General features: G+C 58.5%; 18 protein-coding genes. 3 read left to right on the top strand and 15 right to left on the bottom strand.

Features of this window, described 5'->3' with window-relative positions:
* Positions 1-28: 28 nt before the first annotated feature.
* From BM347_RS00410 to BM347_RS00385, 6 genes are all read right to left on the bottom strand, one after another.
* Positions 29-1,054: an endonuclease/exonuclease/phosphatase family protein gene (locus BM347_RS00410; RefSeq protein WP_093915335.1), complete on the bottom strand. Its 1,026-nt coding sequence runs from the start codon at positions 1,052-1,054 to the stop codon at positions 29-31.
* Entirely contained in the window at positions 1,054-1,734 is a 681-nt protein-coding gene (locus BM347_RS00405) for a molecular chaperone DjiA (protein WP_093914468.1), read from the bottom strand. Before BM347_RS00405 ends, BM347_RS00410 begins: the two co-directional genes overlap by 1 nt.
* Positions 1,735-1,765: 31 nt before the next feature.
* Positions 1,766-2,248, bottom strand: coding sequence for a GNAT family N-acetyltransferase (locus BM347_RS00400; protein ID WP_093914467.1), 483 nt, complete (start codon positions 2,246-2,248; stop codon positions 1,766-1,768).
* Positions 2,245-2,859: a VOC family protein gene (locus tag BM347_RS00395; protein WP_093914466.1), complete on the bottom strand. Its 615-nt coding sequence runs from the start codon at positions 2,857-2,859 to the stop codon at positions 2,245-2,247. The genes BM347_RS00400 and BM347_RS00395 overlap by 4 nt, the downstream gene beginning before the upstream one ends.
* Positions 2,860-2,969: 110 nt before the next feature.
* Positions 2,970-5,099, bottom strand: a complete 2,130-nt coding sequence (gene scpA / locus BM347_RS00390) for a methylmalonyl-CoA mutase (RefSeq protein WP_093914465.1) — start codon at positions 5,097-5,099, stop codon at positions 2,970-2,972.
* Positions 5,062-5,997 (bottom strand): hypothetical protein, encoded by a 936-nt coding sequence (locus BM347_RS00385; protein WP_093914464.1) that lies wholly within the window; start codon positions 5,995-5,997, stop codon positions 5,062-5,064. Before BM347_RS00385 ends, scpA begins: the two co-directional genes overlap by 38 nt.
* 168 nt (positions 5,998-6,165) lie before the next feature.
* Here BM347_RS00385 and BM347_RS00380 point away from each other — a divergent pair, with 168 nt between their 5' ends.
* A complete protein-coding gene (locus BM347_RS00380; RefSeq protein ID WP_093914463.1) occupies positions 6,166-6,627 on the top strand; it encodes a DUF4174 domain-containing protein in 462 nt (153 codons plus the stop codon).
* Positions 6,628-6,724: 97 nt separating this feature from the next.
* On the opposite strand, the gene BM347_RS00375 is transcribed toward BM347_RS00380, so the two are convergent.
* The 6 genes from BM347_RS00375 to BM347_RS00355 form a co-directional block, all read right to left on the bottom strand.
* A complete protein-coding gene (locus tag BM347_RS00375) occupies positions 6,725-8,770 on the bottom strand; it encodes an acetyl-CoA carboxylase biotin carboxylase subunit (RefSeq protein ID WP_093914462.1) in 2,046 nt (681 codons plus the stop codon).
* A gap of 116 nt (positions 8,771-8,886) precedes the next feature.
* Complete coding sequence (locus BM347_RS00370; RefSeq protein ID WP_093914461.1) at positions 8,887-9,093, bottom strand: hypothetical protein; 207 nt, start codon at positions 9,091-9,093, stop codon at positions 8,887-8,889.
* Between the two features lie 174 nt (positions 9,094-9,267).
* A complete protein-coding gene (locus BM347_RS00365; protein WP_093914460.1) occupies positions 9,268-9,615 on the bottom strand; it encodes a hypothetical protein in 348 nt (115 codons plus the stop codon).
* A gap of 78 nt (positions 9,616-9,693) precedes the next feature.
* Entirely contained in the window at positions 9,694-9,834 is a 141-nt protein-coding gene (locus BM347_RS17490) for a hypothetical protein (protein WP_175498451.1), read from the bottom strand.
* A gap of 214 nt (positions 9,835-10,048) precedes the next feature.
* A complete protein-coding gene (locus tag BM347_RS00360; protein WP_093914459.1) occupies positions 10,049-10,426 on the bottom strand; it encodes a DUF6497 family protein in 378 nt (125 codons plus the stop codon).
* 125 nt (positions 10,427-10,551) lie between these two features.
* On the bottom strand, positions 10,552-12,084 hold the full coding sequence (locus BM347_RS00355) for an acyl-CoA carboxylase subunit beta (RefSeq protein ID WP_093914458.1): 1,533 nt from the start codon (positions 12,082-12,084) through the stop codon (positions 10,552-10,554).
* Between the two features lie 167 nt (positions 12,085-12,251).
* Between BM347_RS00355 and BM347_RS00350 the strand changes: the two genes are divergently transcribed.
* Both BM347_RS00350 and BM347_RS00345 read left to right on the top strand, forming a co-directional pair.
* A complete protein-coding gene (locus BM347_RS00350) occupies positions 12,252-13,469 on the top strand; it encodes a multidrug effflux MFS transporter (RefSeq protein ID WP_093914457.1) in 1,218 nt (405 codons plus the stop codon).
* 90 nt (positions 13,470-13,559) lie between these two features.
* Positions 13,560-14,960, top strand: coding sequence for a helix-turn-helix domain-containing protein (locus BM347_RS00345; RefSeq protein WP_093914456.1), 1,401 nt, complete (start codon positions 13,560-13,562; stop codon positions 14,958-14,960).
* A 138-nt stretch (positions 14,961-15,098) separates the two neighbouring features.
* On the opposite strand, the gene betA is transcribed toward BM347_RS00345, so the two are convergent.
* From betA to betB, 3 genes are read right to left on the bottom strand one after another with little or no spacing between them, the layout of a single operon-like run.
* Positions 15,099-16,757, bottom strand: coding sequence for a choline dehydrogenase (gene betA, locus BM347_RS00340; protein ID WP_093914455.1), 1,659 nt, complete (start codon positions 16,755-16,757; stop codon positions 15,099-15,101).
* On the bottom strand, positions 16,757-17,014 hold the full coding sequence (locus tag BM347_RS00335; protein ID WP_245764143.1) for a DUF6552 family protein: 258 nt from the start codon (positions 17,012-17,014) through the stop codon (positions 16,757-16,759). Before BM347_RS00335 ends, betA begins: the two co-directional genes overlap by 1 nt.
* A complete protein-coding gene (betB, locus tag BM347_RS00330; protein ID WP_093914454.1) occupies positions 17,014-18,465 on the bottom strand; it encodes a betaine-aldehyde dehydrogenase in 1,452 nt (483 codons plus the stop codon). Before betB ends, BM347_RS00335 begins: the two co-directional genes overlap by 1 nt.
* Positions 18,466-18,493: the final 28 nt, after the last annotated feature.

Raw genomic sequence — 18,493 nt, 5'->3', positions numbered from 1 at the left:
TGCGGTAAAAGATGCCGCACCCTGCCGTTCAGTCGTCGAACTCGATTGTCACCGGAAAGTGGTCCGATGCGGTGATCAACGCATCGCGCAAAGCCGTATCCGCCCAGCAATCAGGATCGTCCAACGGATGCCAGATGCGCCAACGTGCATTGCGCTGCACAAACGCAGGGCTGACCATGATATAATCCAGCAAAGCCTGCAAATACCGGTTCTCGGGCGCAATCCAAAACCGCGAGGTCGTGGGCGTCGCACCGATGCGTTGGGACAGCGCGCGCTCAGCATGCGGTTCAATCAATGCGTTTTCACCCCGGTGCCCCATCACAATTTCGACGGACGACCGCCCGAACAGGTCCTCAAAGGAATCCAGCCCCGGACCGTCGTTCAAATCGCCCAGCACCATCATCGCATCGCCTGCCACAAGATGGGTCTCGATCCGCCGGCGCAACCATATCGCCTGGGCCAATTGTTTGCGCCGGTTGGCAATGCCCAAACGCAGCACGTCTTCGGGAGTCTTCGCACCATGGGGCGCTTTTGACTTCAGATGTGCGCCGATCATTCGGAACGCAAACCCCGTATTGGTCTGAACGTTCAGCTCCAGCGGCGGCTTTGAGAAAACGACCAAATCTTCCTTGGCATCAATATCCAGATCGATCCGCAAGACACCGTCAAAGCGTGGTGCGCCGGTTGCACCTTCTCGTCCGGTCCCGTCGCCGCCCGGGCTATGGCTGACCGTCAGCTTGTCCGGGTCATAGAGCAATGCAATTTCCTGCTGGGTATCATTGGCAAACCCCATGATTGCGTCGGTCGTGCGCAGGCCGAAATGTGCAGCAAAATTCTGCAAGGCCGCCACGGTCGCGTGATTGCGGCTGGTATCCGGTGCCTCGATGATCATCACCGCATCGGCATCAAGCGCATGAAACACACGGCCCAAGGCTTGGGTCTGCTGGGCGCGTGTCACATTATGCCGCGCCGACCATGCGCCATCGTCAAACAATTGATCTTTCTCGTCAAACAGCCCCGTGAACCATTCGACATTATAGGTCGCAATACGCATCAGCGCGCCTTGCCTGACCATGTCTCCCACGCTCGGTTGATGTCGATCAGCCGCTTTTCCGCCATCGAAACGGCTTCGGGCGGCAGGCCCCTTGCAACCAATGCATCGGGGTGATTGTCACGCACCAATCGCCGCCACGCGACCTTGCCTTCCTCCAGCGACGCATTGGGGGATATCCCCAAAACCGTATGGGGCAGCGGTGATGTATCCGGCACAAACCGCGCGCGCAGCGACGCAAAATCGCTCTCGTTCATCGCAAAAATCTCGGCCACACGGGCCAAAAACGCATCCTCGTTCGGATGATACGTACCGTCGGCCATGGCAATATGAAACAGCCCCTCAATCAGGTCGCGCAGCATCTCGGGCTGGTCCGAGAACATACTGGCAATGCGGCTTGCGTAGTCTTCAAAACCCGTCACATCCTGCCGCGCAAGGTTGAACACTCTTGCCGCACCGTGCTGATCGTCCTCGGTGATGTGAAACACTTCGCGAAAAGCCGTTACCTCGTCTCGGGTGACCTGCCCGTCCGCCTTAGCCATCTTTGCGCCAAGAGCGATCACCGCAATGGTAAAGGCAACCGACCGCTCTGGTGGGCTGCGCAGACGGTCAAAAACCGACGCAAGCCCCTCCCCTGCGGTGAGTGCTGACAAAGCTTCGGTGATGCGTGACCAAATCGACATGGCATCACCCTACTGCGCCGCAGCGCAGAAGTCAGGGGGCGGTCAGCATTTTCTGCATCAAAATCAAATCCAGCCATTGCCCGTCTTTGCGCGCGATCTCGGGCATCCGGCCGACATGCTCAAACCCCAAGGCCGCGTGAAACGCCACGCCGCCCATGTTGGCCGAACTGATGCCCGCGACCATGATGTGCCGCCCCTGCTGCGCCGCAGATAAACACGCCTGATCCATCAACGCGCGCCCCATGCCCTGCCCGCGCGCGCCATCACTTAGCACGATGCTATGCTCAACACTGGTGCGGTACCCCGGCCCGGTTCGAAACTGCGCATGGGTGACAAAACCAACGATCCGATCCGTCTGAGCGACCCAAACGGCCCCCGGTCTGTCTGCGATCATCGCCACAATACCGGCTTTGGTCTTCTGTTCAGTAGTAAAGGTGAACAATGTATCGCGGATCATGGCGTTCCAGATCGCGGCAATCTCGGCCGCGTCCTGCGCCACAGCGGCCCGGATCATCCTAGCACAGCCTTTGTGCCCGCAACATCTAACCCGGCCTTCAACCCCGGATCACCCTGCACAAAGGACACCCGATCGTCCTGCAGCAATGGTGCCAGCATCTCAGCCAACACCAAGGCATCCGGATGCTGCACCTCTAACCTCTCTAAACGGCAGCCCCCCGCCCCAAGCCGCGGCGCGGGATGCGCATCACCCTGCCATTCGATCAACGCCGGGGCGCAATTATCAAAGGGCAGGACACCGGACTGCGGCACCGCCATACGCCAGCGCAGATCACCGCGCTGCAGCTGCACCGGCGCGCCGAACCCGTCTGGCAAAACCTCCAACGCCGCATCCAGATCATCGCAGCGACAAATCCAGTTGGTCAGCCGCGCTGGACCGCTGAACCGGTCCAGATCAAACCATCGCGCCCGATCCGGAGCTGGTGCAGCTGGGTTCACGGCAATCGCCTCAAGATACAGCCCATCATGCAATCCGAGTAGCTTGTTATGGGTATGAAATACTGCGTGCTCGCCGCCCGGCTGCATCGCCACACCCAACGTTTCTTGAACATAAGAAACCGCCGCAGACAAAGTCTCCCCGGCGATTGCAATGTGATCCAGTTCCATCATCACGTCATTTTCCAAATGGGTCTAAATCCTCGGGGGAGTTTGAGGGGGCAGACAGCCCCCTCATTCTTTAAAGTAATAGAGCTTCTAGAACGCGAAAGCCCCAACCAACCTTAGCCGCGCGCCTCACGGATCAACTTCAAGATATCCTGCGCCGCGTTGGGGATGTTTGTGCCCGGCCCGAATATCGCTTTGACCCCCGCGTCATACAAGAATTTATAATCCTGCTGCGGGATCACGCCGCCGCAGATGACCAAGATATCCTCGGCCCCCGCGTCCTTCAGCGCCTTGATCAATTGCGGCGCTAGGGTCTTGTGGCCCGCCGCCTGCGACGAGATGCCGATGACATGCACGTCGTTGTCTACGGCGTCTTGGGCGGCCTCGGCAGGTGTCTGGAACAAGGGGCCGACGTCCACGTCAAACCCGATATCGGCAAAGGCGGTCGCGATGACTTTAGCCCCGCGGTCATGCCCGTCTTGGCCCATTTTCACGACCAACATGCGTGGGCGGCGGCCTTCGGCCTCAGCAAAGTCTTCGACGGATTTCTGGATTTCGGCAAAGCCGCTATCGCCCTCATAGGCCGCACCATAGACGCCCGCCAATGTTTTCACCTCGGCGCGGTGGCGGCCGAATTCGCTTTCCATAGCCATGCTAATTTCTCCAACTGTGGCGCGGGCACGGGCGGCCTCGACGGCCCCCTCAAGCAAGTTACCGCCCTCTTTTGCCCGACGGGTCAATTCCGCCAGCACGGCGGTGCAAGCAGCCTCGTCCCGGGTATCCCGTACCGTTTTCAGGCGCTTGATCTGACTGTCACGCACAGCCACGTTATCAACATCCAGGATATCAATCTCGTCTTCGGTCTCGCGGCGGTATTTATTAACCCCGACGATCACATCGGTGCCCCGGTCGATCTTGGCCTGACGGGTGGCAGCGGCTTCTTCGATGCGCAGTTTGGGCATGCCAGAGGCCACGGCCTTGGTCATGCCGCCCAGTTCCTCGACCTCTTCGATCAGCTTCCAGGCCGCCTCGGCCAGATCGCTGGTCAATTTCTCCACGTAATAGCTGCCAGCCAGCGGATCGACGACATTGGTCACGCCGGTTTCTTCTTGCAAGATCAACTGGGTGTTACGGGCAATACGCGACGAGAATTCGGTCGGGAGGGCAATCGCTTCGTCCAACGCGTTGGTGTGCAGCGATTGGGTGCCGCCCAACACCGCCGACATCGCCTCGTAGGCGGTGCGGATCACGTTGTTATAGGGGTCTTGTTCCTGCAACGACACGCCCGAAGTCTGGCAATGGGTGCGCAGCATGGCGGATTTGGGGTTTTGCGGCTTGAATTCATCCATGATCCGCGACCACAGCAGACGGGCGGCGCGCAATTTGGCGGCCTCCATAAAGAAGTTCATACCGATGCAAAAGAAAAAGCTGAGACGTGGCGCGAATTTATCCACGTCCATGCCGGCGGCAATGGCGGTGCGCACGTATTCCCGACCATCGGCCAAGGTGAAAGCCAGCTCTTGCACCAGGTTCGCACCGGCCTCTTGCATGTGATAGCCCGAAATCGAGATCGAGTTGAATTTCGGCATGTGGTCAGAGGTATATTCGATGATGTCACCGATGATCTTCATCGATGGTTCTGGCGGATAGATATAGGTGTTGCGCACCATGAACTCTTTCAGAATGTCATTCTGAATGGTGCCGGCCAGTACCGATTTGTCATGGCCCTGCTCTTCGCCTGCGACGATGAAATTGGCCAGGATCGGGATCACCGCGCCGTTCATGGTCATGGACACCGACACCTTGTCGAGCGGGATGCCATCAAACAGAATTTTCATATCTTCGACGCTATCGATGGCCACGCCAGCCTTGCCAACGTCGCCCTCAACACGGGGGTGATCGCTGTCGTATCCACGGTGTGTCGCCAGATCGAAGGCCACCGAAACGCCCTGCTGACCGGCGGCCAGGGCACGGCGATAAAAGGCGTTGGATTCTTCGGCCGTGGAAAAGCCCGCATATTGGCGGATGGTCCAAGGGCGGCCTGCATACATCGTCGCCTTGACACCGCGGGTAAAGGGGGCCTGACCGGGAACGCCGCCCATATGATCCAGACCGGCGGTATCCTCGGCGGTGTACAGCGGTTTGACGTCGATGCCTTCCAGCGTGTGCCAGGTGAGATCGTCAACAGGGCGTCCGCGCAGCTCGGCCTCAGCCAGATTGCGCCATGTATCTTTGTCGGCTGTCATGGGAATGTCCTTTTTTGGGGTCGCCCGACGGCTGGCTTGTGCCTGCTCTTTCTCGGGCGTTATTTTCTGTCAGTTGGGCCAGACCATCCGCCCCGGCGGTCAGCCAGAACAGATCATCACAATAGGTTTCACGCAAAGCGGTCGCTTGTGCGTCGGTAAATGGGTTCCATCGACCGGTTGCATCGGGCAGCAGATCGGGGTCTTGGCCGCCCTCGGCCAAGATGGTGCGCAGCGCAGGCAGATCCGGCGCACGGTTCAGCCAGAAATGATCTCGGTTAACGGGGGCCGCAACGCCCGTCGCCTCGGCCAGCAGCGCATCCGGGCGGCCTGCGTATTCTTCGAATGTGGCGACCTTGATTTCGGCGTTCGGTACGGCGCAAGCCAGATCAGTGATTACGTCCCGCCAGCTGCGCTGTGCGCTGGCGATCTTGTCCAGCTTTGTCTGGTCGGGCACATCGTGGCCGCGCGAAACGGCATATGACGCCGCCGAAGCCCACCAGGTTTCAGGCGACCGGATGTTAAGCATGATCCGGGTAATTTTTCCATCAAACGCCGCGCAGTACCGCGCCATCCGGTCGCCTGCCGCCGGGAAAAGCAACCCTGTGCGCACGCAGTGGCGCGACGACCCGATCATATTTTCTTCGGACAGTACCAGCCGCGCCATCCCGGCCTCGCGGGCACGCGCCAATTGCAACGCGACCCGCCCTTTTACCCGCTCGGGGGATCGGCCCGGCAGTTTGGGGCTGGGAAAAATTCCTGAAAACAGCCCCTTACGGATGCGCAGCGGGCCCCAAACGCCGGTTTGGGATGTTGTGATCGCGTCAGAGTTCGCACGCAGATAGCTTTGAAAGCTGGTCGTCGCCGTTCTATGCGCGCCGACGTGCATAATAATATCCATTAGCTTTTCGCCCAATCGTAACAAGGGAACCGTCCCAACCGATCCATACAAGGGAACTGCCCTATTCATGTCCGATGACCCGTTTCGTTAAGCTTAATGGCCGTTTGCCATAAATTGCGCATCGCAATCTGGCGGAAACCCCCTATATCTGAGGCAGTAGGAGAAGAAATGAAATCAGTGATAGCCCTTGTTTTCGTTGGATTGTTCGCGCCTTTCGCCGCTGCACAATCCGCCACAGAACCACCCGCCCCAGTGCTGTTTGCACCGGCAGATATGGCAGATTTGAGTGAATTCCACTGGAAAAAAAGGCCCGTTTTAGTCTTTGCCGACAGTCCGGACGACCCTGCGTACATATCGCAGATGGATTTACTGATGGCCCAGCAAGAGGATTTGCTGGAACGCGATGTCATCGTGCTGACCGATACGGACCCCACCGCGCGCAGTGCTTTGCGGCTGAAAATGCGCCCCCGCGGGTTCATGTTGGTGCTGGTCGGCAAGGATGGCGGCATCAAGCTGCGCAAACCGCGCCCTTGGGATGTGCGTGAAATTACACGCAGCATCGACAAGATGACCATCCGGCAACGCGAAATCCGCGATGCCAAAGAGGATGCGCGGCAGCTGTTCGACTGACGACCTGATCTAAACCCACGCAGCGCCACGCCGATCGGGGCGGCAAAAGATGCCGATCCGATGGTGGGGCTGATGCATGGGCTGGCAAGCATTGGCTTTATTCGAACTCAATAATGACGTCATCAACGGCAAGGCTGTCACCTGCGTTGGCGTTGATCTTTGACACGGTGCCCTTCTTCTCGGCGCGCAGGATGTTTTCCATCTTCATCGCCTCGATTGTGCAGAGGCTTTGGCCTTCTTGAACTTCGTCGCCGACCGCGACGTCGATTTTCACGACCAGTCCCGGCATCGGGCACAACAGCAATTTGGAGGTGTCCGGGGGCAGTTTTTCAGGCATCAAGCGGGCCAGTTCGGCCTGACGCGGATTGCGCACATGGACCTTTAGATCAGCGCCACGGGCACGAATACGGAACCCACCCGACACTTTACCAACCTTAAAGATCAGCGGTGCATTATCGACCGTCATCGTCGCCAGATGATCGCCCGGCGTCCAGTCGCCCGCGACGCGCATTTCATGACCATCTTCGAAGGTTACGGTCGCGCCTTCATGGTCCGCTGCAATATCGACGTCATAGGATTGCCCCTGAATGGCGACATTCCACGCGGTGCCAACCTTGCGTTCGTGGTTGTCCATCCGGCCAGACACACGGGTGCGGCGGATTTCACTGACACGGTGCATGGCGGCCGTCGCGGCTGCGATGCGGCGTAGCTCGGCCTCGGGCAGTTCAACGCCTTGGAAGCCGTCGGGGTATTGTTCTTCGATAAAGGCGGTTGTCATGTCGCCGGCGGTAAAGATCGGGTGATCCATAACGGCAGACAGGAACGGCAGGTTGTGCCCGATGCCTTCGACCTCAAAGCTATCAAGGGCGACGCGCATCGCCTCAATTGCTTGATCGCGGGTGGGGGCCCATGTGCACAGCTTGGCGATCATCGGATCGTAATACATGCTGATTTCGCCGCCCTCATAGACGCCGGTATCGTTGCGCACAGCCGTCTCACCGCTGGGCGCGTCGCCTTGCCATTTGTCATTGGTCAGCAGCGGGCCAGCCGCAATTTCCATGGGCGGACGGTAGCGGGTCAAGCGGCCGATGGAGGGCAGGAAACCACGATACGGGTCTTCGGCATAAAGGCGATTTTCGATGGCCCAGCCGTTCAGCTTTACATCGTCTTGAGTGATCGTCAGCTTTTCGCCATTGGCCACGCGGATCATCTGTTCAACCAGATCGACGCCGGTGATCAGCTCGGTCACGGGATGCTCCACCTGCAAACGGGTGTTCATTTCAAGGAAGTAAAAATTCTTGTCGCCATCCACGATGAATTCGACGGTGCCCGCCGAGGCATAGCCAACCGCTTGGGCCAGTGCGACAGACTGTTCGCCCATGGCTTTGCGCGTGGCCTCGTCGAGGAACGGCGATGGTGCCTCTTCGACAACTTTCTGATTACGGCGCTGGATCGAACATTCCCGCTCGCCAAGATAAACACCATTGCCATGTGCGTCGCACAGCACCTGAATTTCGATGTGGCGTGGCTGGGTTACGAATTTCTCGATAAAGATACGGTCATCGCCAAAGCTGTTTGCGGCTTCGTTCTTGGAGGACTGAAACCCTTCGCGGGCCTCTTCGTCGTTCCATGCAATGCGCATGCCCTTGCCGCCACCACCCGCAGACGCCTTGAGCATCACTGGATAGCCGACTTCGTTCGAGATTTTGACGGCCTCGTCCGCGTCAGCGATCAGGCCCATGTAGCCCGGCACGGTGGAAACCCCCGCCTCTTTCGCAATCTTTTTCGAGGTGATCTTGTCGCCCATTTTCTCAATGGCACCGACGGGTGGCCCGATGAATGCAACGCCAGCCGCAGAGAGGGCTTCGGCGAATTTGGCGTTTTCGGACAAGAACCCATAACCGGGGTGTACAGCCTGCGCACCGGATTCCTTGATCGCGGCCATCACCTTGTCGATGACGATATAGGATTGGTTCGCAGGGGGCGGGCCGATATGGATCGCCTCGTCTGCCATTTGGACGTGCAGCGCTTGGGCGTCTGCGTCCGAATAGATGGCGACGGTCTGGATGCCCATCTTTTTCGCAGTCTTGATGACACGGCACGCAATTTCGCCGCGGTTGGCGATCAGGATCTTATTGAACATGGGCTGTCCCTTTGGGTCTTGAGGAAACGGAAAAACCCCGCATCAGCGTTTGCTGAGCGGGGTCGGTATTGTGATATAGTGAGGCGCTGCCTTTGACGGCAGCATCTTGGATTAGTTTAGTTGCAGCGCACGGCACCCGACTGGCAGGCAAGCACGTTAGCGCCTGCACCGATGGCCGCACCTTGCAGCAAACCACCGCCTGTGAGGGCTGCAGCACCGGCACCGATGGCACCGCCGCCAAGGGCTTGTTCGCCCATGGTGTCGCCGCATGCGGCAAGGCCTGCACAAGCTGTGAGTGTAAGGATGATGTTATTGATTTGCATAGCGGGCGTCCTTTTGATCTGCTCAACGCAACGTTTTGAATACGTGGCTTAACGCGATGATAGATCAATGGTTCCGCCGCACCCAGAACTTTGCCACGGCGCGGTCGGCTAAAGGGCAAAAACCCGCTGGCCACGGGGCGGTTATCCGCTGACGTGATCCATACGGGCATCTGTTCAATCCTCGAATGCGTCGGGAAAAGACGCACGGGCAAGCGGTTCATTGATCACCAGCAAGGCCTCGTAATCTTCGGGATCAAAGGGGTCTTCGACGGCGACGACCTCGCGGCCGAACATCCACGACAAACGCCCCGCGTCCAGATTGCCACGCTCGAACGGCTCTGTGCCAAAGGCCTCCCAGAGTGCCGCCATAAAGGCCGTATCCGCCCGCCGGTCCACGGATTTACGATCCGAGCGACGCTCGCGACGGGTCAGCGGCGTAACCCCTTTAGGGTTGGCGCGACGAATGGTGAATTGAAAGTCTGAACCGGGCATACGCCCCGGAAAACCGCGATGTTTCAGCATGATGCCCCCCAGACTGCGGGGATCATGTGCGGCTGTGTTTGCGTGGGGACAGGCGCAACCGCCTGCCCCCGGCAAGCATTACTTGTACTTGCCTGTGTATACTGGCTCAACCGAGATGGGCTCGGGTGCGACAACAACATATTCTTCCTGCTTGGGCGCGCATGCTGAAACAGCTGCGACAAGGCCGAATGCGGCCAACATTGTGATGCTCTTTGACATCGTAGTCTCCTGTGATTGCATAAGGGGCCCGGCACTGCCTCATGCCCATAAAACCCCGCTTTTGTAGTAAGGGATACCTGCGTATTCCTTGGCGCGATATTACCGCAGTTGCGGCGCATTGCATACGGGGACCGGTTCAATCGGCGAAAATGTGTCGCCAAAGCCGCAGTTCTGCCAGTGCGTGCAGATGTCAGCGCAAGATATTGTGGTAGCATCATAATGCCTCCCAGATACAGATGTCGTTTTCGGGGCGATATGCTTCGAAAAACTGTGTTACGCTTGGGTCTACGGCACCAAATTCAACGGCCCGATCCGCCAGCGAAATCACAATCACGTCGCCCGTCAGCGCATACTGTGCGGCATAGGGGATGGCCAGCCTGTCGCACAGCGCCTTCATATCAGGTGCTGCGACATCATACGTGATTGTGCCGCTGTCACGGGCGATACCGGGCGCGACAAAGCGAAACCGCAGCCATGTCTCATCGCCCATCTGGTCGATCAGAACCTCTTGCAGGTCGACCTGCTGCCCCGAGGGGACATCAAGCGCCTGTAGCGGCGTTGCAGCAAGCAAAAGCGCGGCGGCCAGCTTCATCTGGCCACCAGCCCCGTCGCAGCGCGCAATGGGTATGATCTATGATCAGCGAACGGTTTCACGCGTTTCTCCTGTCGCGCCAAAGATTCTATGCCTTCGGCGAGGATATTTAAGAGCCAGAGAAGTCAGAGCGGGATGTTATCGTGTTTCTTCCACGGCATCGTTTTGGACTTGTTGCGCAGGGACGCAAAGGCGCGGGCAATGCGTTTGCGCGTCATGCTGGGTTGGATGACCTCGTCGATAAAACCGCGTTCGGCTGCCACAAACGGGTTCGCGAAACGCTCTTCGTAGTCAGCAGTGTGGCTCGCGATTTTTTCGGGGTCTTTCAGGTCGGCGCGGTGGATAATTTCGGTCGCACCCTTGGCCCCCATCACCGCGATTTCGGCGGTGGGCCATGCATAGTTAAAGTCGGATTGCAGATGTTTGGACGCCATAACATCATAGGCGCCGCCGTAAGCCTTGCGAGTGATCACGGTCACCATCGGCACTGTCGCCTCGCCGTAAGCAAAGAGCAGTTTGGCACCGTGTTTGATCACGCCGCCATATTCCTGGCTAGTGCCAGGCAGAAAGCCGGGGACATCAACCAAGGTCAGGATCGGAATTTCGAACGCATCGCAGAAACGCACGAAGCGCGCCGCCTTGCGCGAGCTGTCGATATCCAGACAGCCAGCAAGCACCATGGGCTGGTTGGCCACAACACCGACGGTGCGTCCTTCGATACGGATAAAGCCGGTCAGGATGTTCTTGGCGAAATCTTCTTGGATCTCGTAAAAGTCACCCTCATCCGCCAGCTTGTGGATCAGCTCTTTCATGTCATAGGGCGTGTTGGCGTTGACCGGCACCAGCGTGTCGAGCGACGTTTCAATCCGGTTCGGATCGTCAAAGAACGGGCGGACGGGTGGTTTTTCACGGTTATTAGCGGGCAGGAAATCAACCAAGCGGCGCACTTCGGCCAGTGCCTCAACATCATTTTCAAACGCCGCATCTGCGACAGATGATTTGCGCGTGTGGGTGGAGGCACCGCCCAGCTCTTCGGCGGTGACCTGTTCGTTGGTCACGGTTTTCACCACATCGGGGCCGGTCACGAACATATAAGACGTGTCTTTGACCATAAAGATAAAGTCGGTCATCGCCGGGGAGTAGACCGCGCCGCCCGCGCATGGCCCCATAATCACGCTGATCTGCGGGATCACACCTGAGGCTTCGATATTGCGCTGGAACACTTCGGCATAGCCCGCGAGGCTGGCCACCCCTTCCTGAATACGCGCGCCGCCGGAATCGTTGATGCCGATTACAGGGGCACCGTTTTGAATGGCCATATCCTGAATTTTGCAGATCTTCTGAGCGTGCGCCTCAGAAAGCGACCCACCAAAAACGGTAAAGTCTTGGCTGAAGACATAGACAAGCCGGCCATTGATGGTACCCCACCCCGTGACAACACCGTCGCCTGCAGGCTTTTGCGACTGCATGCCGAAATCGGTGCAGCGGTGCGTGACGAACATGTCGAACTCTTCGAAAGACCCGTCATCCAGCAGCAGATCAATTCGTTCGCGAGCAGTCAGCTTGCCACGGGCATGCTGCGCATCGATGCGTTTTTGCCCGCCCCCCAGGCGCGCCTCTTGGCGACGGTCTTCCAGCTGTTCTATGATATCTTTCATGACGCACCTCTTTTGGATTTTCGCCATACTAGCCAGTGCGAGGCGGCAACCAAAGAGTCTTTTTGCAAATTTGCAAATTTTATTCAGCAACAATTAAGCAAACTGCAAATACGCAAACCACACGGAAGATCATAGACAATATCCAACCACAGGCCTAACTGCATTACATGATGAGAGAAAACGAGGTCCGGTTTCTGGACAAGACGAGCCCGCCGCATGTCTCAACGCTGATCCTATTGTCGGGTATCGGCGCGCTGGCAATGAACATGTTCCTGCCCAGCCTGCCTTCGATGGCCGAATATTTCGAGACCGATTATAGCGTTATGCAGCTGTCGGTGCCTCTGTACCTGCTGTTCAGCGCCGGATTGCAGCTGATTATTGGCCCTGTCTCCGACAACCTGGGACGGCGTAATGTGTTGCTGTGGGGGTTGGTCATTTACATGATCGCCACGGTGGGCTGCATCTATGCCCCCACGACCACGGTGTTCCTGATCTGTCGCTGCGCACAAGCCATTATCGCCGTCAGCATGGTGCTGAGCCGCGCGGTCGTGCGCGATATGTTTACTCAAGACAAAGCCGCATCGATGATCGGATATGTCACCATGGGGATGGCAGTGGTCCCGATGATAACCCCCGCGATTGGGGGCATACTGGATCAGGTATTCGGCTGGCAGGCCACGTTCTGGGCCATGTTCGCCGTGGGCGCATTTGTTTTTGCGCAAACTTGGTATGACTTGGGTGAGACATCCGTTCGGTCGGGTAAAACCATGAGCCAGCAATTCCGCGAATACCCCGAGTTGCTAAAGTCACCGCGGTTTTGGGGATACTCGATGGCGGCGGCCTGTTGTTCGGGCGCATTTTTCGCGTATCTGGGCGGCGCGCCCTTTGTCGGCAGCGAAGTCTTTGGCATGGAGCCTGCCGAGCTTGGCCTGTATTTCGGGGCACCCGCCATCGGATATTTCATGGGCAACTTTATCACCGCGCGCACGGCCACCAAATGGGGCGTCAATACGCTGGTACTATGTGGCTGTCTGGCCAATGCTGTGGGTGGTGCTGTGTCGATGCTGATCTTTCTGGCCGGGTACGGCAGCCCCATGTCCTTCTTTGGCATGATGACGCTGGTCGGTCTTGGCAACGGGCTGTGCATCCCCAATGCGACCGCGGGCTTGTTGTCCGTGCGGCCGCATCTTGCGGGCACGGCATCGGGTCTGGGCGGGGCCGTGATGATTGGTGGGGGTGCAGGCCTTAGCATTCTGGCCGGATCACTGCTGAGCAAAGAAACCGGTGCATATCCCTTATTGTGGATCATGCTGGGGACGGCGGTTGCCGGGGTCGCGGCGATCTTGGTCGTGATCCGCCGCGAAAAAATGCTGGGCCTGAGCTGACGACACACAGTTGCCGACGCGGGCCTTGTCGACGCCACTTTGCAAAGCTAGCATAGGGGCATCTGCAAATTTGCAAAGGCCCTGATCCGGATGGCGACCCAAAAGCTCTATGCTGGCGCGAAACTGCGCGAATTACGCACCAAGAATGGCAGCACGCAAAAGGATTTCGCCGCCAAGCTGGGCGTGTCCCTGCCCTATTTGAACCAGATGGAAAACAACAACCGTCCCGTCAGTACGACGGTGGTTCTGGCGCTCGCGTCCGAATTCGGGATGGACGTGACCGAACTGTCCAGCGGTGACAGCCAACGCTTGGTCAGTGACATGCGCGAAATTTTGGCCGACCCGCTCTTCGAAGGGGATACCCTGCCGCTGGCGGATCTGCAGCTTGCTGCGTCAAACGCGCCGGGGTTGGCGCGGGCCTTTATCAAACTGCACCAAAGCCATCGCCAGACCCATGAACGCCTTGCCTATCTGGACGAGGCATTGGGCCGCGAAGATGCCCGCGCATCCCCCAGCCCATGGGAGGAAGTGCGCGATTTCTTTCATTACTGCGATAACTACATTGATGCCGTTGACCGCGCCGCCGAACATTTCGCCCGTGCCAACAGCGATGGCAAAACGCTGAAGGCCACGGCGATTGCGGCACTGACGGCAGTGGGTATCAAGGTCAGCTTTGACGATATGGCCGCCTTGCGCCGCTATGATCCGAACGCGGGGATTTTGCACATCTCGTCACGCGCCCCGCAAGAGACGCAACTGTTTCAACTGCTGTTCCAGACCGCCATGACCCGACAGAACAGCCTGCTTGAGGCGACGCTTGATCTGGCGCGGTTTCACAGCGGGGCCGCGCGGGACATCGCCAAGATCGGGCTGGCCAATTATTTCGCTGGCGCGGCGCTCATGCCCTATCAGACGTTTTTGACCAGCGCGCAGGACTGCCGCCATGATCTGGAAATTTTGGCCGGCCAGTTTGGTGCCTCGATTGAACAGGTCGCCCACCGTCTGTCGACGATGCAACGCCCCGGCTCCAAGGGTATTCCGTTCTTTTTTGTGCGCGTCGATCAGGCGGGGACAATCACCAAACGCCATTCGGCCACGCGGCTGCAATTCGCCCGCTTTGGCGGGGCCTGTCCGCTGTGGAATGTGCATAGCGCGTTCGAGACACCGGGGCGTTTCCTGCGGCAGCTTGCCGAAACCCCCGATGGGGTGCGCTATATCTCCTTGGCGCGCGATATCTCGAAGCCCGCCGGACGGTTCGGCGCGCCGGTGCGACGCTATGCGATTTCGCTGGGCTGCGAGGTGCGCCATGCGGCCGCGTTGGTCTATGCCGACGGGATGGATACCAGCCGCTCATCGGCCTTTGAACCTATCGGGATTTCCTGCCGCATCTGCGAGCGCAAAGGCTGCCACCAACGGTCCGTTCCGCCGCTTGAACGGCAGTTGGTTGTTGACCCTGATTTGCGCGATGTACTGCCCTATCAGGTGGAATGATCAGCGTCGTGCGGCACGCCAGCCTGCCGCGCGCGCCTCGCTTGCGGAACAAAACATGCGCCATGACTGAAGCGTTTGACCGCCCCAATCAATGGCATTTGTTAATGTGCGCTAAATTTCCCTTAACGCCCTATCGTCCTAGCGCTGCGAGGTTTTCCAATCGGGGTGGATCCAAGGTTCGTCATTCGCGGCGGCTAATGGATCGATCCCCAAGATATGATCAGACATCTTCTCACCCACCATGATCGACGGCGCGTTCAAATTGCCATTGGTGATCCGTGGGAAAATCGAGCTGTCCGCAACGCGCAGACCGTCCACACCAATCACCCGACCTTGAGGGTCGACCACGGCATCAGGGTCGTCTGCACGCCCCATCCGGCAGGTGCCACAGGGGTGATAGGCGCTTTCGGCGTGTTCACGGATAAAGGCATCCAGCTCGTCATCCGTTTGTACATCGGCACCGGGCTGAATTTCGCTTTTCACGAACGGTTTGAACGCGTCTTGGGCAAAAATCTCGCGGGTCAGGCGGATGCAATTGCGAAATTCCTCCCAATCGCGGTCCTGCGACATATAGTTGAACACGATTTTCGGCGTATCGGCAGGGTCACCCGACCGGAGCGAAACCGCCCCCCGCGAGGTCGACCGCATCGGGCCGACATGAGCCTGAAACCCGTGTCCTTCCGCCGCTGCCTTGCCGTCATAGCGCACGGCAATGGGCAGGAAATGGTACTGGATATCAGGGTATTTGATCCCCGGTTTGGACCGGATGAACGCGGCCGATTCAAACTGGTTGGATGCGCCCAGACCGGTTTTCGTGAACAACCATTGCGCGCCGATCATGGCCTTGGAAAAGAGGTTCCAATGCTTGAACAATGTGATGGGCTGGCTCGCGGCCATCTGGATATAGAGTTCAAGGTGGTCTTGCAGGTTTTGGCCCACACCGGCGCGGTCTGCGACGACGTCGATGCCATGTTCGGCCAGATGCGCAGCTGGCCCAATGCCAGACAGCAACAACAGCTTGGGCGAGTTGATCGAGGACGCGGCAAGGATCACCTCGCCACTGGCGCGCAGCACCTCGGTCTTGCCGCCGCGCAACACTTCGACACCGACCGCGCGGCCATCTTCGATCACCACGCGCTGTGCGAGCGCACGGATGATTTCAACATTACCCGTCTTTTGGGCAGGCCGCAGATAAGCGTTGGCCGCAGACCAACGCCGCCCGCCATAAACCGTCTGCTCCATCGGGCCAAAGCCCTCTTGCTTTTCGCCGTTATAGTCTTCGGTGGCCTCGTAGCCGGCCTGTTTGCCAGCCTCGACAAAAGCCTTGAACAGCGGGTTCTTACGCGGGCCACGTGACACGTGCAGCGGGCCGTCTTTGCCACGCCATTGCGCGTCGCCGCCATGACCGCCGTCATGCCAATGTTCCATCCGTTTGAAATAGGGCAGCACGTCAGCATAACCCCAGCCATCGGCCCCCTGTTCGGCCCAATGGTTATAATCCTCAGCGTGGCCGCGCACATAGACCATGCCGTTGATCGACGACGAACCGCCGATCACCTTGCCACGCGGGGTCGCCAAACGGCGGTTGCCCAGATGAGGTTCGGGTTCGGATGAAAAGCCCCAGTCATAGGTTTTCATGTTCATCGGATAGGACAGGGCCGCAGGCATCTGGATGAACGGCCCTGCGTCGGTGCCGCCATGTTCAATGACCAACACCTTGCGCCCGGCCTTGGCCAAACGATACGCCATCGCACATCCGGCACTGCCTGCGCCCACTATGATAAATTCAGCTTGCATTAATTCGCGCTCACATAACCGATTAGCAGCGACAGGAATGCACCGACATGCACCACCATAATCGCGCGATCTTTCCACATCACACCAACCGCGAACCACAAAACGATACCCGCAAAGAATGCGAACACGTTCCACGGTTGTAGCCCCATCCCTGTCAACCCGTAGCCGATCAACTGGACGACTGTCGCGACCCATTTCAAGATATCAACACGGTTCATGCGCGGCTGTTGCGCTTCTGGCTCTGGTAGTCCGACCATCAGAAAGGTGCCTCCATATCGCCCATGCGCACATAGACGGATTTCAACTGGCTGTAGTGTTCAATCGCCGCTTTCGAATTTTCACGGCCAACGCCTGAATTCTTCATCCCGCCAAACGGGGCCTCTACGGGCGCGTCGTTATAGGTGTTGATATAGCAGGTGCCCGCCTGAAAATTCGCAGCCACACGGTGGGCGCGGGACAGATCGCGGGTAAACACCCCAGCCGCCAGCCCGAATTCGGTGTCATTGGCACGGGCCATCACGTCGTCTTCGTCGGTGAAATCCAGCACGGAGAGGACCGGGCCAAAAATCTCTTCGCGGGCGATGGTCATGTCGTCGGTAACATCGGCAAAAACGGTTGGCTGCATATAGAAGCCTTTGCCGTCAATCGCATTGCCACCATAGACCAGACGCGCGCCTTCGGCCTTGCCCTTGTCGATATAGCCCAGCACGATATCCAGCTGGCGCTTTGACACCATCGGGCCAAAGCTGGTGTCGGGGTCCATCGGATCGCCGATCACCGCATTGTCCAGACGTTCGGCCAAGCGTTTCAGAAACGCCTCTTTGATATCGGTATGTACGAACACACGTGTGCCGTTTGAGCAGACCTGACCGGAGCTGTAGAAGTTGCCCACAATCGCACCGCTGACCGCGTTTTCGATATCGGCGTCTTCGAACACGATGATCGGGGACTTGCCGCCCAGTTCCATCGTGACATGCTTCATCCCGTCGGCCGCAGCGGCATAGACCTTGCGGCCCGTGGGCACCGATCCGGTTAGCGATACTTTGTCGACGCGCGGGTCGGTAACCAATGCGGCACCCACTTCGCCCATGCCTTGCACAACGTTGTACAAACCTGCGGGCAGACCCGCCTGGACCAAAATCTCGGCCACTTTCAGCGCGGATAGCGGCGTGGTCTCGGACGGTTTAAAGATGATCGAATTGCCGCAAGCCAGCGCAGGCGCGCCCTTCCAGCAGGCGATTTGCGTGGGGTAGTTCCACGCGCCGATGCCGACACACACGCCCAACGGTTCGCGGCGGGTATAGACCCAGTCTTCGCCCAGTTGGATGTGTTCGCCGGTCAGCGTTGCTGCCATACCGCCGAAATATTCCAACGCATCGGCACCGCTGGTGGCATCGGCAACCGATGTTTCCTGATACGGTTTGCCGGTGTCATAGGTTTCAAGGATCGACAGGTCGTGATTGCGTTCGCGCATGATATCGGCGGCGCGGCGCAGGATGCGGCCCCGTTCCGTGCCGGTCATCGCACCCCATGCGGCTTGGGCGTCGCGGGCAGCGGTAAGTGCCTGTTCGATAATCGCAGGCGTCGCAGCATAAACCATCGCGATCTTTTCACCGGTCGCGGGATAGATCACATCGATGGGCGTGCCATTGGTGTCTTCGACATAAGCGCCGTTGATAAAGTGGCTGGCTGTAGGTTGGGTTTGCATAGGGTTCTGGCCTTTCGGTAGCGCCGTT

It is taken from the genome of Sulfitobacter marinus (assembly GCF_900116285.1).
GTDB classification, from domain to species: domain Bacteria; phylum Pseudomonadota; class Alphaproteobacteria; order Rhodobacterales; family Rhodobacteraceae; genus Sulfitobacter; species Sulfitobacter marinus.
This window is presented reverse-complemented; position numbering and strand designations above follow the sequence as displayed.

Bases quoted from the DNA above. Each gene is read 5' to 3' on its own strand.
- BM347_RS00410 (WP_093915335.1), bottom strand. From the start codon at position 1,054: ATGCGTATTGCGACCTATAATGTCGAATGGTTCACGGGGCTGTTTGAC.
- BM347_RS00405 (WP_093914468.1), bottom strand. From the start codon at position 1,734: ATGTCGATTTGGTCACGCATCACCGAAGCTTTGTCAGCACTCACCGCA.
- BM347_RS00400 (WP_093914467.1), bottom strand. From the start codon at position 2,248: ATGATCCGGGCCGCTGTGGCGCAGGACGCGGCCGAGATTGCCGCGATC.
- BM347_RS00395 (WP_093914466.1), bottom strand. From the start codon at position 2,859: ATGATGGAACTGGATCACATTGCAATCGCCGGGGAGACTTTGTCTGCG.
- scpA (WP_093914465.1), bottom strand. From the start codon at position 5,099: ATGACAGCCGACAAAGATACATGGCGCAATCTGGCTGAGGCCGAGCTG.
- BM347_RS00385 (WP_093914464.1), bottom strand. From the start codon at position 5,997: ATGGATATTATTATGCACGTCGGCGCGCATAGAACGGCGACGACCAGC.
- BM347_RS00380 (WP_093914463.1), top strand. From the start codon at position 6,166: ATGAAATCAGTGATAGCCCTTGTTTTCGTTGGATTGTTCGCGCCTTTC.
- BM347_RS00375 (WP_093914462.1), bottom strand. From the start codon at position 8,770: ATGTTCAATAAGATCCTGATCGCCAACCGCGGCGAAATTGCGTGCCGT.
- BM347_RS00370 (WP_093914461.1), bottom strand. From the start codon at position 9,093: ATGCAAATCAATAACATCATCCTTACACTCACAGCTTGTGCAGGCCTT.
- BM347_RS00365 (WP_093914460.1), bottom strand. From the start codon at position 9,615: ATGCTGAAACATCGCGGTTTTCCGGGGCGTATGCCCGGTTCAGACTTT.
- BM347_RS17490 (WP_175498451.1), bottom strand. From the start codon at position 9,834: ATGTCAAAGAGCATCACAATGTTGGCCGCATTCGGCCTTGTCGCAGCT.
- BM347_RS00360 (WP_093914459.1), bottom strand. From the start codon at position 10,426: ATGAAGCTGGCCGCCGCGCTTTTGCTTGCTGCAACGCCGCTACAGGCG.
- BM347_RS00355 (WP_093914458.1), bottom strand. From the start codon at position 12,084: ATGAAAGATATCATAGAACAGCTGGAAGACCGTCGCCAAGAGGCGCGC.
- BM347_RS00350 (WP_093914457.1), top strand. From the start codon at position 12,252: ATGATGAGAGAAAACGAGGTCCGGTTTCTGGACAAGACGAGCCCGCCG.
- BM347_RS00345 (WP_093914456.1), top strand. From the start codon at position 13,560: ATGGCGACCCAAAAGCTCTATGCTGGCGCGAAACTGCGCGAATTACGC.
- betA (WP_093914455.1), bottom strand. From the start codon at position 16,757: ATGCAAGCTGAATTTATCATAGTGGGCGCAGGCAGTGCCGGATGTGCG.
- BM347_RS00335 (WP_245764143.1), bottom strand. From the start codon at position 17,014: ATGGTCGGACTACCAGAGCCAGAAGCGCAACAGCCGCGCATGAACCGT.
- betB (WP_093914454.1), bottom strand. From the start codon at position 18,465: ATGCAAACCCAACCTACAGCCAGCCACTTTATCAACGGCGCTTATGTC.